9 protein-coding genes are annotated in these 19,142 nt (G+C 40.0%); 1 reads left to right on the top strand and 8 read right to left on the bottom strand.

Features of this window, described 5'->3' with window-relative positions:
* Positions 1-35 precede the first annotated feature (35 nt).
* The 4 genes from scpB to GOP56_RS02070 form a co-directional block, all read right to left on the bottom strand.
* Positions 36-620: an SMC-Scp complex subunit ScpB gene (gene scpB, locus GOP56_RS02085; protein ID WP_163244365.1), complete on the bottom strand. Its 585-nt coding sequence runs from the start codon at positions 618-620 to the stop codon at positions 36-38.
* Positions 610-1,371 (bottom strand): segregation and condensation protein A, encoded by a 762-nt coding sequence (locus GOP56_RS02080; protein ID WP_003338467.1) that lies wholly within the window; start codon positions 1,369-1,371, stop codon positions 610-612. Before GOP56_RS02080 ends, scpB begins: the two co-directional genes overlap by 11 nt.
* Positions 1,372-1,403: 32 nt before the next feature.
* Positions 1,404-2,081, bottom strand: coding sequence for a site-2 protease family protein (locus tag GOP56_RS02075; protein WP_003338466.1), 678 nt, complete (start codon positions 2,079-2,081; stop codon positions 1,404-1,406).
* Positions 2,082-2,220: 139 nt separating this feature from the next.
* A complete protein-coding gene (locus GOP56_RS02070) occupies positions 2,221-2,799 on the bottom strand; it encodes a guanosine-3',5'-bis(diphosphate) 3'-pyrophosphohydrolase (RefSeq protein WP_163244364.1) in 579 nt (192 codons plus the stop codon).
* A gap of 605 nt (positions 2,800-3,404) precedes the next feature.
* Between GOP56_RS02070 and GOP56_RS02065 the strand changes: the two genes are divergently transcribed.
* Entirely contained in the window at positions 3,405-4,055 is a 651-nt protein-coding gene (locus tag GOP56_RS02065; protein ID WP_096887374.1) for a YHYH domain-containing protein, read from the top strand.
* A gap of 163 nt (positions 4,056-4,218) precedes the next feature.
* On the opposite strand, the gene GOP56_RS02060 is transcribed toward GOP56_RS02065, so the two are convergent.
* From GOP56_RS02060 to GOP56_RS02045, 4 genes are all read right to left on the bottom strand, one after another.
* Positions 4,219-7,311 (bottom strand): cyclic peptide export ABC transporter, encoded by a 3,093-nt coding sequence (locus GOP56_RS02060; protein WP_254068571.1) that lies wholly within the window; start codon positions 7,309-7,311, stop codon positions 4,219-4,221.
* Positions 7,312-7,328: 17 nt separating this feature from the next.
* Positions 7,329-11,831 (bottom strand): amino acid adenylation domain-containing protein, encoded by a 4,503-nt coding sequence (locus GOP56_RS02055; RefSeq protein WP_254068569.1) that lies wholly within the window; start codon positions 11,829-11,831, stop codon positions 7,329-7,331.
* Positions 11,832-11,967: 136 nt separating this feature from the next.
* A complete protein-coding gene (locus GOP56_RS02050; RefSeq protein ID WP_163244362.1) occupies positions 11,968-18,441 on the bottom strand; it encodes an amino acid adenylation domain-containing protein in 6,474 nt (2,157 codons plus the stop codon).
* A gap of 32 nt (positions 18,442-18,473) precedes the next feature.
* Entirely contained in the window at positions 18,474-18,980 is a 507-nt protein-coding gene (locus tag GOP56_RS02045; protein WP_163244361.1) for a GNAT family N-acetyltransferase, read from the bottom strand.
* Positions 18,981-19,142: the final 162 nt, after the last annotated feature.

Here is a 19,142-nt window from a genome sequence, read left to right as displayed (position 1 = left end):
CAAGACCTATGATATACCCCAATCTTAATCGGGTCCTAGTCGTTTCCAGCAGATTCCTTTCCGCCAAACAATTGAGCCATATCCTCATCCTGCTGATCAAATGAAAAATCAACTGGCGGTTCTGGTAAATCTGCAATTCCTTTCAATCCAAAATACTCTAGAAAATCTTTGGTAGTGCCATATAAAATCGGTCGTCCGATCCCCTCTGCACGTCCCATTTCTTTAATTAAAAGCTTTGATGTCAGGGTATGTAACGCTTTTTCGCATTTAACTCCACGAATCTCCTCTACCTCAGAGCGAGTGATCGGCTGGCGATACGCGATGATAGCTAAGGTTTCCAATGCCGCTTGCGATAAAGACGAGTGGGTAGGGGAAGTAGCCAGCTTTTCAAAATACATCATGTGTTCAGGCAAGGTAGTCAATTGATAAGCTTTCGCCACTTCCACAAGCTGAATGCCTCTTTTCGATCGGTAAAAGTCCGCCTTCATATCTTCGAGTAGGTCAACGACAACCTCCTCAGAAACCTCAATGATTTCCGCAATCTGCTTTGCATCTATCCCCTCATCACCGGAGATAAATAAAAGTCCCTCTATCACCGATTTTAATTTATCATAATCCATGTTCCGTTTCTCCCTTTCCCTCACTGATCAAGATGTCCGTAAATAATTGATTTTGAACACACGTGATAGCCTTTCCCTTCATCAATTCCAGTAAGGCAAGGAACGTTGTTACAATCTCAGTGCGAGTAACATTTGTGATAAACAATTGAGAGAAGCGAACATGCCCTCCTCCAACCTTAATGAGCTGACGAATCTCTTTCATCCGATCCTTTATGGATATTTCATCCCGTGAAACCTTGGCTACAGGCTCTTTTGTTTGCAATCTAGCAAACAATTTTTCTAACGCGTGAAGCATGTCAAATAGGGTTACGTTGGCAACTCCGGGCTCTTCCTCACGCACATATGGTGTTAAGTCTTCAGCCGGTCGAGTAAATACCTGACTACGCCCCGTCTCCATTTCGCGCAGTTGTTCGGCTACACGCTTGAATTTTTTATATTCCAATAAGCGTTGTACCAGTTCATCGCGAGGATCTTCCTCTTCACCATAATCATCGTGCAATGGCTCAAAATGTAACTCCTCTTTTTTCGGAAGCAGCGTTTTGCTTTTGATGGCCAATAGAGTAGCAGCCATGACTACGAACTCACTAGCTACATCCAATTGAAGCTCACGCATCGTATGAATGGTATCCAAATACTGTTCAGTAATCACAGCTATGGGTATATCATAGATATCTACCTCTGCCTTGTCGATCAAATGCAAAAGCAAATCGAGCGGCCCTTCAAACGAATCCAATTTAATACTATATGACAACGCTAATCCCGCCTTACTTCATTGCAATCATGTTATAAAAAAAGCTGAATAACCACATACCGAGTCGTGCTTTCAATCCAAGACCATACGATGTTGAGTGGTACGCTAAGCAATCCTCGCAACGGTGGCAAGAATACGATTAACAATAGCAGCCATGGTCCATATAGATCTAATTTATCAAAGAATCCACTGCATTTTTGAGGTAAAATGTAACGCAAGATTTTAGAACCATCTAATGGAGCTATAGGAAGCATGTTAAACACTAACATAGCGCAGTTAATCACAATACAGTACTGCAAGGTTAAGGAAACTGCTTCTATCCCTTTGGCAGGCCACGAAGCCATCAAATCTACCCAGAATGGGGTCTGAATATAAAACCATAAAAACGAAAAGAAAAATGCTAATACTAGATTTATGAACGGTCCTGCTGCTGCAACATACACAATTCCTAAGCGTTTATTCCCTCTAAAATTATATGGATTAAACGGAACAGGTCTAGCCCATCCAAATGGTCCAAACAAAATCATCAGGAGTCCGAATGGATCTAGATGCGGAATTGGATTAAGTGTTAAACGCCCCTCATTTTTCGCTGTGTTATCACCCAATCGATAGGCAATAAACGCATGTGCCCATTCATGCATGGAAAAGGCAATCACGAACGCAATAACCCGGAATGGGAGCGTGTTTAGGTCAAAGTGAAATAAGCCCATGGAGCCCTCCTTCATTCTCTCTCTCTTGCACATTCCTTTATCGTAGGTCGCTTGTGCAAAAATACACTATTTTATTAGAATAACAGCCTTCAGAGAATGACACAAGTCCAAGCAGTTTCAATCAAAATTATTGAGAATTTCATTCCGCTTTATCTTGTTGGTCATTAGCCATCGCTTCTGTTTGAGAATCGTCTTCCTTTGTAGATTCACAAGAAGTGCTTTCTTCGTTTTTTTCTGCTAGCTCCGCTTGTGCTGGTGCACTGGCCTCCTGCCTTTTTACCTTTTGATTATTCTCATCATCAGCCTCTAATTCTTTAAGTGCACGCTTGTATTTTTCTATGCAAGCCAAATCATCCTCCGTAGGCTCAGCTATTCGAGTTAAATCCAAATTATCCTTGATATCGGCAATCTTTACAGCTCGCGCCAGTTGATTGTGTTTCACCCTTGTAATATAGCTGTCATATTCCTCTTTTGGATTTTTCGTAAGAATCATAACAGCCTCCACAACTTCCTTTGGAAATCCTGCTACTCGCAAATCATCCACAGTGACATCAGTATCCTCTAATACATCATGTAAAACAGCAACGGCTCTCGCTTCGTCCGAAGGCATGTACATCATAACGCGCAAGGGATGTAGTATATAAGGCTGTCCCCCTTTATCTTGTTGATTGGCATGTGCTTTTGTTGCTAATAGAACAGCTTCTACAGCCATATTCATGTGTAACTCCTCCTAAATACCTTCTTTATTAGATGAAATCCATGATTACAAAAATCATGCCTATTTCTTGTATTTCTACCCAAAACAGCCGTATTTGGCTGTATTCGGCATTATATTGTCGCAATTGTAGGGATAGGTTAAGTCAGCTTCGCTCAGACCATGAGAAGCTATATTATCAAGAGAGGTCGCCATTTCCCATGTTTTACCAAAGAATGAAATAACGATATACTAATTACCAATCTAACAATAAAGGAGTTGGGAAGACCCCATGGCACTAACGAGTACAGACCGTAGGAAATTAATGCTAGAGAACGACCTACACTCCCTCATCATGTTGGAGAATTCGCAAGGTCTAAACACTTATGAAAGCATCCTTCTAAAAAAACTAATTAAAGAATACCACGAGATGAATTACGAGTGCACCAAATAAGAGATGAATACCGATGATTGCGATACATCTGACCAAAAAAGAGGGGTACTGTCCCTCTCTTTTTTGCTGTATGCATTTCTATTTTTACTAGCAATATTTGAGCATAAATTCATAACTTTCCATTTTTTGGATTTATGTTATGATAGAATCGAGATTATTATAGGAGGAATGTTCTATGAAAAAAGCACTACTATTCTTTCTGTTCGTAACGATGCTAGCTGTTCCTTTCCAACAAACCTCTGCACATCCAGGTCGTACAGACAAGAACGGAGGGCATACCTGCCGCACCAACTGTGAAAAGTGGGGCCTTTCCTATGGAGAATATCATTACCATAATGGTGGTAGCTCCAGTTCAACCAAAGGTACATCTCCTACCAAAGCTAAAGCACCTAGTAAAAGCACTGCTCCCACCGCGAAACCTGCTGGAAAAGCCCCGGTCGTACAGAAGAAAACCATCGTTGCAGTCGACCAAGCACCTGTCTATAGTGCTCCTGCAACCTCTGCTACTGTATCTACAACCCTCTGGTATGGCTATGAGGTAAAGGATAAAGGCGGTTCAGCTCAGTTTGCCTCCCTAGAGCAAGGCTATCTCTCTAAAACACTGCTAACCCAATACACTGTAATTAGCCCTAAAAAAGTAAGCATCCAAGCTGATAAAGGTTATTTCTATGCAACACCATCAACTAAAAGTAAAGCCCGTGGTTCTGCCCCGCTGCATGCTGAGGTGTCCGTTGTCGGAGAAAATCAGACTTGGTACTATGGTTCTAGTAAGGACTCAAATGGCAACGTGGTTGTCGGTTTTATCTCCAAAAATGTAGCTTACTAATCTCTGCTATAAATTTAACCCAAGTATGCCTTGATGCCTAATGATGAACCCAGTTGTCTACTACATACGTTTTCTGATTTGGTAAAGTAAGAGACTCACTTTCTGCTTAAGGCAGTAAAAAGTGAGTCTCTTTGCTGGCTTACCAAACTACCGCATCATCTGCTCAAACACATACTGGGCTCTTCATTTGCCCCGCATCCATCTTAATCACCTTATCTGCGATGTGGAAGTATTGATCATCATGTGTAATGGCAATAATACATTTTCCTTTTTGCTTCATGTCTGGCAATAATACTTGGTAGAAAAAGCGCCGATATTCAGGATCTTGGTCAGCAGCCCACTCATCAAAAAGGCAAATGGGCCGATCTTCAAGATAGGTAATCAAAAGAGCAAGACGTTTCTTTTGTCCTGTTGAAAGCTTGGTTGTACTGAAAACCCCATTTTCCACTTTCACCTTATCCTGTAGCTCTAAGACCTCTAAATAACGCTCAATCTCTTTTTCATTTTGCATAAAATCAATCCCATAAAGGCGATCAAACAAGTGGAAATCGCCAAAAATGGCAGAGTAATATTGATTCAATTGAGCATGTGTCACCTTGCTGCCATTGATAGAAATTTCCCCTTTTACCGGGGCGTACAGACCGGTTAGTAGCTTCGCGAGCGTCGACTTCCCACTCCCATTTCCGCCTGTAATAAAAATAATTTCTCCAGACGCAAATTCAAAATTAATCGGTCCAACGCTAAAGCCTCGCTCCTCTTGAGCTTCATAATCGTATGAAACATCCGTTACGACCATCCGAATGGGTTGCTTGACGCTCTCTGACAATATCACCTTATCTTGCTCTTTGTCCTTGGCTAAAGCTAGTTCTTGAATCATGTTAGTGATACGTTTCCAGCTAATACGAATCATCACAATTTGCGGGAGTCCATTTAATAAACCATTGACAGGACCGGTCATATACAAGAAAACAAAAACATAGTTCCGCAGCATATCAACATCCATTTGTTTAAAAATCTCAGGAAAGATGAATACGACACAACCGATGACGATAATAAACAGTAATTCTCCAATAATGAATACGTTGGCAAATTTAAGATCGCCCTCAGCTCGCTTGTCCCGATATTCCGCGCAGCTTTCCTGAACGGCAAGATGAAATTCTTCACGTTTCCTTCTATGCAAGGTCAGTTCTTTACTTCCACTAGTCATATCGCTGATGAATTTGAAGAAAACATTCTGAATATCACGTGTTTTCTCCCACAGTTTATTTGCCTTCTCCCCAATCAGATAGTAGATTGCTGCAACAAGCCCGATGATCAGAGCGGAAAGTACAAATGCATAAAAATTCATGACCCCTAGATAAATAAAGCAACACACTAACGTGATTAGATTCGTCACACAAGTGATAATAATATTGATTGCTCGACTAATAACCTCTGTATCATTGTTTAGTGTTGCCTGAATACGGCCTTGCTCTATTTGTTCTAAGCTGCTAAAGCTAGTTTGAAGTAATTTATCAACCAATTCCATCCGTTTTTCATAAACTAATTGATTGGTTAATGTCACAAGACGTGAACGAAGTACCTTTTGACTTACAACATACATAAAAATCCCGATGATAAAATAAAACAATAAACCGTTAACTAGATTATTCGTTCTTACAAAGGCTTCATTTACAATGAAGATAATAAAGGCGTTACCAAAACCACTAACAATGCTTAGAACCATCAAGGAAAAATAGATGTTTTCCTGTTTTTTTTTAGAAAATAAAAGAAGTAATGAATAACATATATAGAGAACAAATGCTAATGTAACTCCATATATAGCCAGCATAATTGTCTCTGGAATCCATACTTTAATAAATTGCCACGTTAATTCCATAAACAGTAGGTTCGGCAAATAAAAAATGGTTAACGAAAATATGCATAACAACAACAAATGGAACAGTAGACCCACAATTACCTTCTTTTTTGTCACTTGAAGCTTTCGTTGCTTTTTCCCTATTTCAAGAAAAATACGGCCTAGTAAAAAAAGAATGGCGAAACAAACTGGAGCAACTACACAAATAATGGAAAACGCTAACTGGTCCAGTTTTTTATTCAGGTCGGAATGAATGGGGGGCACCTCTTTATCAAGAAGCATATTCATGATTCCCTGCCCGATATTAACTGTATAGGTACTGTTCATATTGGCTAATACAGCCACTCCGATTTGTTCAGTTGGACGAATGACAATAAACGAGCTAAACGTTGGGTTACTTCCGGAGTGGGAAATCTCACCATCTCCACTTTGATAAACCTCCCAGCCCGCCGCATATGATGACCCATTGCTGCTAGGTTTTACCTTACGATCTGGCTCATGAGATGCTTTTATTAGATCAGGCTTAAAACTACCTGTGCTAGCTGCTCCGATTTGGATTTTCATCCACCGAGCTATATCTACTCCATTGCTTATGAGATAGCCTGCTGGCGTATTTCCCCGGAAACTAGGCGGATTGTATTGTTGAGGCTCTGTGAACCCTATCTTGTAGCCTGTGGCCTTTTGAGTCTGATCGACGTTTTGCTCACCAACATATGTATGTGAAAGCTCAAGAGCATGTAAGATATTTTGCTTGATATAGGTTTCAAAAGATTGTTTCGTGACCTTTTCTATTACCAATCCTAACACATCGTAATTGATGGTCGCATATTCATACCTTGTACCTGGTTCACGATTCAATTCCTGTGAAAGCAATGTTCGCACCGTTTTTTCAAGTGCATCCTCTTCATTACCTTCAGGGAGAAAACCTATCGATTTGAACGGAACTCCACTAGTATGATAAAGGAATTGTCTGATTGTAATAGGTTGAATCTTCCCTTTATAGGAAAGATTCAACCAAGGAAGATACTTTGTTACCGGGTCATTCAAATCAAGCAGTCCTTTATCAGCTAATTCTAAGACGGCAAGACCAGTAAAAGCCTTGCTATTTGATCCCAGTTCAAACAACGTTTCATTTGTAACAGGCTTGTTGCTCAATATATCTGCATAGCCAAAGCCCTTCTGATATATGGTTTTGTCTTTTTCCACGATGATGACCTGTAGACCAGGAATTTCAGCCGTATTCATTTGCTTTGTAATGAACGATTCAATCTGCTCTAAGCTTTGGGGTGATAGAGAAAGAGTAGCTGCACTGATTTGAGTAACTGGATACACGAAGAGAATAAAGGCAAGCACCCATGTCAAAAAAATGGGGAAGCTTAACAATTTTTTCATGTTCATCTGTTTCGTTTCCTTTCTTATGCGAATAAATCATCAAGATCATCTTGTGTGAGAGTAACAGTAGTAAAATCAGAAGGGGTAAAATCTCGTATCTCTTCTGACTGGCAGCAATGCTTGAGAATATCGTTTGTGCTAGTGATGATAATATCCAGAAATTCTTTCATGGCTACTCGCTGATAGTTGCTTTGACTGTAGGTAAGAGCAACATGCAATTTTTTCTCTTTGATCATGGCATTAATTTCTATGAGGTATGTCATTGGATTTTGTAAGGAGATATCCGTTCCCGTATCCTCATGTGCTAACGTAAGGTACTGGTTGTCCATTTGATTGTCCACTTCGCCTAAAAAGTTAAAACGAATTCGCTTATCTGAGGGCTGGGTAAGTGTACCTGTCAAATAAGAGAGAACTCCAAAGTCGATCCCTTTATTAGGCACAGTTCTGATCTGTTCCTTGATATCTTTCATTACCTGAGCAATATCCCCCTGAGGAAGTTGTAATCTGACGGGATACATAGACGTAAACCATCCAATGGTACGCGATACATCGATATCAGAAAACAACTGTTCTCGTCCATGCCCCTCCATCTCAAGCACTATGTCAGTTTCATTCATCGCAGATTTGATTGCTAAGCATACTCCCATGATGATGAGCTCATGAGCATGGGTTTGATATGCTCTGTTGGCGTTGCGTAGCAATTGCTCCGTTGACTCTATGCTAAACTCAGCATGAAGTGTTTCAGTATTTTGTAAGGATTCCTTGGTTTCGTTTTTTGTTTCATTTTGTAATACCGGAGCCCCGATTGCTTCCTTCCAGTATTGCTCATAGCGTAATGCTCCTGTTTTACTATAAGCATCCAGCTCCTCCGCCCATTTTTGAAACGAATGCGTTTTTGCTGGTAAATGTAAATCACGTCCTCCTTCTATACAGCCGAGAAGCAGCCCCATATCTTCTAATAAAATCCGCCACGAAACCCCATCTACTACTAAATGATGTGCCGTGAGTAACAACCTTGTCTGCCCTTCATCTAACAGGAACAATACTGCCTTAAGCAATAATCCCCCTTCTAGATCTAGACTGCTTTTCACCTGCTCACCCATTTGTTTCATTTTTTCGAGCTGTTTATCAATAGGCATTCCCATTAAATTAACTGTTTGAACATCCACTGGGTGAGCTAAATGCTTCTCATTATAGTAGAGGACTTCTGCCTTCCCATCATAGTTCAGTCGTAACGTATCGTGATGATGGACAATTTTTGTGAGTACGTTACTTATTTGTTCCGTTGAAAATGTCTTTTTTAGTTGAAGCAGAACAGATTGATTCCAATGCTCGGGTTTACTTAGATTCTGTGAGAAAAACCATGCGGTGATTGGTGTTGGCTTAATTGTACCGCTCATCACAGTTTGTGGAGCCACAGGCTGTTGGTTCAATTCAATTGCTGCTGCAAGCTCATGTATCACTGGGAAAGTCATAATATCTTTCACGGTTGCACCCAGATTCATCTGGTTTAACTTACTAACAACCTGTATCGCTTTTATTGAATCTCCACCAAGAAAATAAAAATTAGAATCTACGGTAATTTCATGTGTCTGTAGCACTTCTTTCATGATTTTCATTACTATTCCTTCTGTATCGTTTGCCGGTTTATCGCCCACTTGATTAGCACGATTTGTAGCAAGCGGATCAGGAAGCTGATTGCGATCAATTTTTCCATTTGAGGTTAATGGAAATGTATCAACCGTAACGAAATAGCTTGGAATCATATAAGAAGGGAGCTTGCTTGCTAGCTTTACACGCATCTCAACGATGGAAATATTTTTATCTGCAATCATATAGGCACACAGGTATTTGTGCCCGTTCTCCTCTAATCGATCAATGACCACAGCTTCCTTAACAGATGCGAAACTAGTTAAGCAGTTCTCAATTTCCCCTAATTCAATCCGATATCCTTTTAGCTTTACCTGATGATCAATTCTTCCTGCATACTCTATATCTTGTGAAGGTAGCATTCTGGCAAGGTCACCCGTCTTGTACAGACGATGTCCCTGCTTAAACGGATTGTCTAAGAAACGATCCTTCGTTAAATCCTCTCTAGCCAAATATCCTCTAGCGACTCCATCACCAGAAATATACAACTCTCCTATAACACCATCAGGTACAGGCTGTAAATCATCATTGAGCAGGTAGATTTGTACGTTATGAATTGGACGACCAATTGGCACAGAACCCATCCGATCTATCTGCGGATTATATTCATAAATCATGCAGCCCACTACCGTTTCTGTCGGACCATACTCATTGTAAATACAGATATCTCCGCTGAAGCTTTCATAGGTTTTAGCGGCAAGTGTTGCCTTCAGGTCTTCTCCACCAACGATAAGCCGCTTGATTACGGAATTGTGATTATCCCTGCTGCTAATTAAAGCAAGATGTGCTGGTGTGAGTTTAAGAATATTGACACGATTCTCGCGAAGAATTGTATCTAGCACAAATTCAGAGTCATTCTCGACATATACAATCACCTGATTTCCATTTAAAAGCGGAGCAAAAATAGAAGTAACGGTTAAATCAAATGCTAAGGAAGAATAGAGTGCAAAGGTTTCATCCTGAGTTTGTATGTACTTTTGTTTTGCCCAATGGATGTAGTTGACCAAGCCTCTATGTTCAATTAATGTCCCCTTTGGTTTTCCTGTAGAGCCAGAAGTATAAATCGCATACACCAAGTCGCTTGCTTGATTAAGGGTTGTAAGGTTTTGCGATTCTGAAGAATAGCTTGCTGGATCATCCAGACGAATAATCTCTCCCTTGAAGCTTTCAAGATGTACATCTTCATTTGATAGTAAAAGCTTGGCCTGACTATCCTGCAAAATATATGAAACACGATCAAGCGGAAAATCAGGATCGATCGGCACGTATGCCCCTCCTGCTTTTAATACCGCCCAGATGCCCACAATCATCTCATACGAATGCCTCATATAAATGCCAACCAATTGATCTGGCCCTACACCTTTTGCACGAAGGGTGCGTGCTAATCTGTTGGCTTGTTCATTTAGCTGAAAATAGGTGTAGGTGTTTTGTTGAAAACACACAGCCACACGATCAGGCGTTAACGCTACCTGTTCCTCAAAAAGCTGATGGATCAGCTTATCTTTTGGGTAAAACGCATCTGTTTGATTTCGACCATACAAATTCTCATGTTTTTCTTGAGGACTTAAAAGAGAAACCTCCTTGATCGACTTCTCTGGTTGTTCTAAGAACTGTTCAAGCATGTACATTAGCCGATTGTGAATTTCTTCTATTTTTTCATTGGTATAATCACTGGTTTTGTAATCGTAGAATAAGGTAATTTTGCTCTCACTTGACCATTCTTTTATTACTAGCTGCAATGAATAAGCCTGATACCCACTATAAAACTCCACATTATCTAAGCGAATCCCTTCCAGCTCATTAACTAGTCTTGTTCCATAATAATTCACACAAACTTGGAAGAGGTTATCATAGCCTTTTTTCTTCAGCTCCAAGTCACTAATCAACAGATCATACGGATATTTTTGATGAAAAAAATTACTTAGTATTTCATTATGAATCCGTTTAGATAAGCCTACTAATGTTTCCGTATCCTCTAGCACCATGCGAAATGGCATGGTGCTTGTAAACATTCCAAAGATATTTTTTTCTTTATTTCCCGAACGATTAAGTACGGGGATACCGAGTATTTGATCATGATTTTGTTGCGTTTTGTACTGATAGAGTAAGACGAGCATGATAAACAGGGAATTTAGCGATAGCTTGTGACTAGTAGCAAACCTATTTATACGAGCTGACAGGTCTTTATCAAGCTCAATACTCCTTCTCTTTCCTTCTACCTGATCTGAGCTTTTATTCAAAAAGCTGTCAGGGAGTGAATGGAATTTCTCATTCCAATATTTCTTATTCTTTTCAAAACGTGAGGAAGTTAAATACTTGTCCTCTTGTTGCAAAAAATCTAAGTATGAGGATTCAACCTCTTCTGCTAAATCGTGACCATTTTTTACTTTTTGATAAATACTGCTGATTTGATTTGTCATAATATTGATAGACCAGCCATCAGCAATAATATGATGTAACTTAACAAAATATCCAGTATATTTCTCGTGAGCTCGAAAAGTAGCAAAAGAAAACAACGGACGATCAACTAGCACAAAGGGCTTTTTAAACTCTGTCTCAGCCCATTTCAGTGCCTCTTCTTCAGCATGCTCCGAATGACTAAAATCGTAGAAAGGCACTTCAACATCATCCAGTTCTACCATGTATTGACTTACATTACCCTCGTTATCATGCATGTGAAGCCTTAACCCATCATGCTTTTTTATAAAAATCTTGATAGCCTGAGTAAGGCAAGCAATATCAACAGAGCCATTCATTTGAACGATTCCCCCGATATTGTACATGGAGGTGTGAGGATATGTTTTTTCTATGTACCAGATTCGTTTTTGCGGATGCGAAAGCGGAAAGTATTCATACGTAACGGTCAAAATAATCACCCTCACTTTCAGTATTTATAAATCTCTACTACTAAATCGCTACAGCTTTCCAAATCCATTTTCCACAGGGTAAGTAGAATCCCATCAGCGATAAAAAAGATGTCAGTCAATCTCAATTGGTGAAAACTCTTCTATCTCAGATCATCAGCTCGTTAAGGATTTTAGCCATCTGCTGAACATGCGGCATTTCAAGCATCGTGTAATGATCCCCTGAAAAATATGCTGACTTTATCTGTCCCGTAGTAAATGGCTTCCAACGTGTCACCTCTTTACTCGTGGTAACCTGATGCCGTATTGATTCATCTGAAGCAAGAAATAGGTGCAGATCAGTGTCAATCTGCCCAGAAAGCCGATATTTGTGAATAGCCAATCCGTTCGTTGCATGAATGCGTAGTTTAGACAGTAACTCTGGTCGATACTCCTCGTCGGGAAACAGTTTTTGTTTGCATGCCTCTTCCCAGCAAAATCTCATTTTTTCTTCTTCCGCTACTGCTGCCAAATCCTCCTGATTTATCCCATTTAGAAGCGCATATAAAATGACAGCGTCCAATTCTTTATAACTCTGGTCTATCGAAATGCGCTCCCTATCCAGCAGCGGTAGACAGTCAATCATAGCCAGTAATTCGACCTGTTCTCCCTGCTGCTCTAATTGTTTAGTCATTTCATAAGCAACCAAGCCTCCAAAGGACCAACCAACTAGCTGAATAGGCATTGTTGGCGCAATCCGTCGAATAGAAGCGATATAGTGAGCAGCCATTTCTTCAACTGTTGACAGAGCATCCGCTTCCCCCTCATAACCAACAGCTTGAATACCATAAACGCTACAGTCACACTCTAATTCACGCGCTAAATGAGAGAATGTAATAACTCCTCCTCCTTGACCGTGAATCAAGAATAGTGGAGGGACCTTACTACTTCCTTTTTTAAGCAAAATAACATTCTTGTCTAGGACAGACTCTCGATTCTGTAAATGATCACATAAGCCTGCTATAGTCGGGGCCTTAAATAAATCGGACAAAGGCAGGCTGAGCCCAAAGCGTTGCCTAATCTTGTTAGCCAGCACAAACGCTTTAAGTGAATGACCTCCTAGCATAAAGAAATTGTCCATAATCCCAATCGGTGTAACTTCTAAAACTTCCTCCCACAACCGTACCATTTGTTCTTCAAAGCTGTTTCGCGGCGCCAAGTAGCTCTGTTCATTTCTAGGCACGTTTGCATTTGGTTCAGGCAAGCTTTTGCGATCGATTTTGCCATTGGGGGTTAGTTTGAATTCATCTACTGCAATAAAAAAGCTAGGGATCATATAATCAGGTAAAAAAGCAGCAAGCCATTGGTGTAGAATCTGTGTAGCATCTGGAGCTGAAGTCCAATCATTATTTTGAAAGACGACATAAGCACACAAATATGGAATGTCATAAGAATCTGTTCTAGTCATAACCAGTGCCGCTTTAACCTCTGGATGACGCAGCAGAAGAGTTTCAATTTCACCCAGTTCAACCCGGTAACCTCGAATTTTCACCTGATGATCGATTCTACCCAAAAACTCCAAATTCCCCCCCTCTGTCCATTTTGCTTTGTCTCCTGTTCGGTACATCAAAGTATTAGAATCAAAGGGGTTCGCTATAAACCGTTCTTCTGTCAGCTTTGGCTGATTCAGATATCCGAGGGATAGCCCCTCTCCTGCAATCCACAGTTCACCAGTCACACCTTTTGGAACCAGATGAAGCTCAGAATCTAGAATATAAACCTGCGTGTTGCCTATCGGTTTACCAATGGATACATATTTGCCCGTTATCTCGCTTTTTTCATAGCGGAAAGCAGTACAGCAAATGGTAGCCTCACTTGGTCCATAGCCATTGACGATACACATATTAGGATGAAGTGACAGGTATCGTGCCAATACCTCATCCTTAATTGGTTCTACACCAACAAGCATTTTATGTAAGGCATATTGATCAGGTGATGCAAGGATCGTCTCATACAATTGGTTAAGCAGAGCTGGTGGTATGTAAGCTAACGTTACCTTTTCTTCCCGAATTGTTGTTGCAAGAAGCGCAACATCAAATTTCTGTCCATTAAAAAGAACAAGTGTTGAACCATTTATCAATGCCTGAAAAATTTCAAAGCAGCTAACGTCAAACGAGATATCTGTAGAGATGAGTACACGATCTAAATAACTAATTTCATCTAAGAATTCTTTATTCATGGCAGTGACGAAATGATGTAAGGCTCTGTGTTGAATCATGACCCCTTTTGGTTTTCCCGTTGAACCAGACGTGTAAATGATATAAACAAGATCATCTGCTTTCGCAAGCCTTGTGATATCTTCAACATTTTCGTCTAATGCTACTTCCTCTACACGAATCCATTCACCCTCAAAGCGTAACTCTGGCAGTGGATACTGATTGGTTACTACCAAGCCAACTTTACTATCTTCTAGCATGTATTCAATTCGTTCTGTGGGATAATTCGTAGATATAGGTACGTAAACACCGCCCGCCTTTAAAATAGCTAAAATGCTGATAATGAGTTCGGGACTACGATCCATCATGACACCAATTGGTTGATTGCGCTTCACCCCTTTTAAGAGCAGATGCTTAGCAAGTCGGTTAGCTGCTTGATTCAGCTCTTGATATGACAGTTTGTTCCCATCCGAAACAACCGCAACGTGATCAGGATGCAAATTCACCTGACACTCAATCAAATCCATAATAGTTTGTTCTTTGTCATAAGAAATCGCCATTTGGTGATTGATGGCTAGCAATTCGTTTTTTTCTTCTTCACATAGGACTTCTATTTCGCCGATGGTTATCTCAGGTCTTATTGAAACTTTTTCCATTACTGTTATAAAATGTTTCAACATCTGCTTCGCTGATTCCTTCTTCCAGAGATCAGTGGAAAATTCCCAGGAAAGCTGTAATTGATCCTCATTTTCTACAGCGACAACCGTAATATCAAATTTAGCAACTTCATGATCTTTCATGATTGGTCTGATTGTAATTCCATCTAATTCAACGGTCTGTTTCTCATAGTTCTGAAGCGTTAGCATCGTATCAAATAATGGATTTCGTCCCATATCTCTAGGTAGCGCAAGATTTTCTACCAATTCATCTAAAGAGTAATCCTGATGGTTAAACGCCTGAATGGTTTGTTGCTTTACTTCTTCTAAGAAACCCGTAAATATTTTACTTGTTACGGGTTTATTTCGAATTGCTAATGTATTAACGAACATGCCGATTACAGATTCCAGATCGCTGACATTTCGCCCAGCCACTGCCGTTCCAACCACGATATCTTCCTGATTGCTATATTTAGCGAGCACAATGTTGTATGCAGCCAGTAGAAACATATAAAGGGTCGCCCCGTTTTTTTGACAGAGCTGTTTCATCGCTTCAAATTGTTTTCCCGATAACGTAGCAGTTACGATATCTCCCTTAAAAGTCTGGATTTTTGGGCGTATAAAGTCTGTTGGCAGGTTTAGAACGGGAAGCTCATCAGAAAATTGCGTTAGCCAAAATTGTTTTTGTTGCTTATACTCTTCTGATTGTTCCCACTTTTGCTGCCACATCGCATAATCTTTGTATTGAATCCGTAATGGTGGCAAATTCTGGTCGCGATAAGCTTTTTTAAGCTCAGCCATTAGTATGCTTATGGAGATACCATCCGAAATAATGTGATGCATATCAACAATCAAAAGATACTCATCATTAGATAGCGATACTACCCCTGCACGAAATAAGGGAGCCACTTCTAAATTGAAAGGCTGGAAGAATGACTCAATCACCTGCTTTTCTTCTACTTTTGTTTTTGTTTGAAATGATAGAGAAAAGTTGATGTTAGAATGAACACGTTGCATCGGTACATGATCAATCACATGAAACGATGTACGCAATGCTTCATGACGGTCGATCAGCGTTTGAAACGCCTGCTCTAGCTTTCTTAGGTCTAAATTCCCGGAAAACCGCCAGATCGTAGGCATATTGTAAGCTGTCTCTACGCCCTCAAATTGATGTAATAAAAATAAACGTCGTTGCATAGAAGAAAGTGGATAAAAGTCGCTTCTCTGTGAAATCTCAATTTGTCTTTCAACTCTTTGTTCTGACTGCTCAATCATTACAATCTGATCGCGAACGGTTGAATACAGAAAAATATCATTCAATGTGACACGAATCCCATATTTTTTACCGATTTTATGGGCTAATTTAATAGCGGTTAGTGAATGTCCACCCAGTTGAAAGAAGTTATCCGTTACCCCTATAGGCTCTCTTTTTAAAATATCTTTCCATACGAATACCAATTGCTTTTCCATCTCACTGCTTGGAGCTATGTAGGAATGCTGATCAAGCTTACATTCATCTGGTTTAGGTAAAGCATGACGATTGATTTTACCATTTGATGTAAGAGGAACCTTTTCTATTCGGATAAAAAGCATAGGAATCATATAATCTGGCACTTTCTGTTGTAGAAATTGACGCAGCTCACTTTGTCCTACTTCTTCATCAGAAAGATAATAACTGTATAGCTCATTTTCGTTTTGATCATTAGGAAATGCTAGTACAATTGCTTCATGGATGGACGGATGAGTGATTATATGCTTTTCAATTTCTCCTACTTCAATCCGATAGCCTCGGATTTTTACCTGCTGATCCATTCGGCCTAAAAACTCAACCTTCCCTGTCTCATCCCACCGTGCGAAATCTCCCGTTTTATATAGTCGTTCACCTAAATGAAAGGGGTGATCAATAAATTTTTCTCTTGTTAAAGCAGGCTGACCGATATAACCGCGTACAAGTCCTTTTCCTGCGATGCACAATTCACCAGGTACTCCTATAGGAACAAGCTGCAAATCCGAATTGACAATCAAAACCTCCGCTTGAGATATTGGTTTACCGATAGTCGGACGTTTTTCAAAACTCTGCCATTCATCAAAGTTAATCTGTCCAGCCAACGTACCGATTGTAGCTTCTGTTGGACCGTAGTGATTCATGACAGCTGCATGAGGAAAGTAACTATGAAATGTATGAACATCAATAGGCTGAATCGGCTCTCCTCCTGTCACTACTAGACGTAAAGCGGGCAAATAAGACGTATGTACATCGTCCACGGCTTGTACTAGCAATGAAAATAGAGATGGAGTAAGTTTGATAAAACTGATCTGTTCCTTATTTATATAATTCAACAAGCTGTCAGGATGCAGATATGTATCTTTAGGTACAATATGTAAGGTACATCCAGTAAGCAATGCTGGAAAAAGACTTGTATATCCTAAATCAAATGCATAAGAAGATAAGAGCATTGTACTGTCGTCTTGGGTAATGCTAGCCTGCTTACTAAACCAAGTTACATAATTAATTAAGTTCCGATGCTCTACCATTACACCCTTTGGATTGCCGGTCGTACCTGAAGTATAGATGACATATAACAGATGTGCCGGTGTCTGCCTTGGTGCAAGATTATTGGTCTCACCTACATATAACTCATCCTCATCTAGGTTTATTCTTTCTCCGGCAAATGCTACATCGCTTCCTCCTGTCTTTTGTGTCAAGAACAAGCGCGCTTGACTATCGGCAAGGATATAGCTTATACGCTCGGAAGGATTTTCAGGGTCGATTGGAAGATAGGCCCCCCCTGCCTTGAGAATACCTAATATTCCGATGATCATCTCTAAGGAACGCTCTACCATCAGAGCAATTACCTCGTCCTTTTCTACCCCTTTTTCTCGTAAGTGCCGTGCCAATTGATTTGCTTTTTCGTTTAGCTGTCGATAGGTTATCTTTTGTTCCTGATAGACTACAGCTACTTTATCTGGATAACGTTCAGCTTTTTTCTCAAATACTTGATGAACCAATTGATCTGTTGAATAAGATTCAAGTGTTTGAGAAAAAGAAGTAAGCTGAGCTTTTTCTGCCTCATTCATTAGCTCGATCTCGCTGATGGTAATATTTACGTCTGTAACGATTGCACGCAGTATATTTATGTAATGAGACAAAAATCGTTCTAATGTCCGTAACTCATAAACTGCCTGATCATAATGAAGTGTTACCTGAAGCGAGTGATCAGATTTTGAAAAAAATAAGAGAAAGTCTATCTCCTGAGCCATTACAAAATCTCGGTCGTGTATCCTGTCAAGAGCTACAGCTAGCTTGATAAAGGGAGAGGCAGAGCCCTGTGGATTTATATCCAATTTTTCATAAATATGATGAAGCGGATAATCCTGATTTTTGTAAGACTCCGCAAGAGACTGCTTTACATCCCTAATAAATTGCTTGGAGATTAGATGTGGGGCCGGATTCGAGACGATCGGAACCAGCTTGTTTGATGGTGAAAGATTTGGTGCGCCTACGCAAATTTCTGTTTGCTGGGTATATTTATGTAGCCAGATTTTTGCTGTTGCTAACAAAAAGGTATACAAAAGCAAATCAGAGTTTTTACAAACCTGCATGAGCCTGTCTGTTATTTCTTGTTCAATAGTTACTTGAAATGAAGCCTTACATTTGGTTTGACCGACGTAAGGATAGTCCGCGGGGACCATAGAAGGGATGAACTCATCGCCAAGCTTAGACAACCAAAATTGTTCCTGTTCCATCACCCTATTGTTAAAGACTACCATGATCGTTATGAGCCACCTTCCCAAATCGTAAATTAGATTGTGAATTTTTGTAGTAAGCACGGTTCATCTTGTAAAACATCTTGCCTCTCCTCAAAGATAATCCCTTCCTCCTCATACAATCGATGCCAGAATGAAATCGCTGGTTTGTTTTTAATCATCTGCACGACCATATAGTTCCCAGGATTGTCTGTAAAACATTGCTTTAATGCCTTTCTAGCGAACCCTTTTCTCCGGTAATAAGTAAGAATAAACAGCTCATTCACATAAAAATCTGTACCCGTTGGGGCAAATGGTGGTCGATTGAGCAGCAGAAAGCCGACGATATCCTCCGCAGATTTAATGAGATATGGCTGCAGAGCCTCCCTTTCCCAGTAAAGGTCCAGATTCTCATATACAAATCTGCCTTGCCGATCGACTGTAAGATTATTGGTGTAGGCCGATAAATCATGTAAATATAGAGGCATGAGATTGAAAATAATATTTTTATCTCTTGATGAAACGGGACATAATGAAATAAACGAATTTTGATTTTCCTTCAAACTCTCCCAACACCTTTCTAAACAATCCTACTGACACATTCATCCATGAATGGCTTTCGCCAGATGCAAAACGTACCTTGAACAACCATAATTTTTCCCTTCTAAATAAAAACCAAATTTTAAAAATTCTAAACAGAAATGCTTTTATTTTAAAAAATGCTT

It is taken from the genome of Brevibacillus sp. 7WMA2 (genome assembly GCF_010748895.1).
GTDB classification, from domain to species: Bacteria; Bacillota; Bacilli; order Brevibacillales; family Brevibacillaceae; genus Brevibacillus_B; species Brevibacillus_B halotolerans.
The sequence above is the reverse complement of the archived record's forward strand: the minus strand, read 5'-3'. Positions and strand labels throughout refer to the sequence as shown.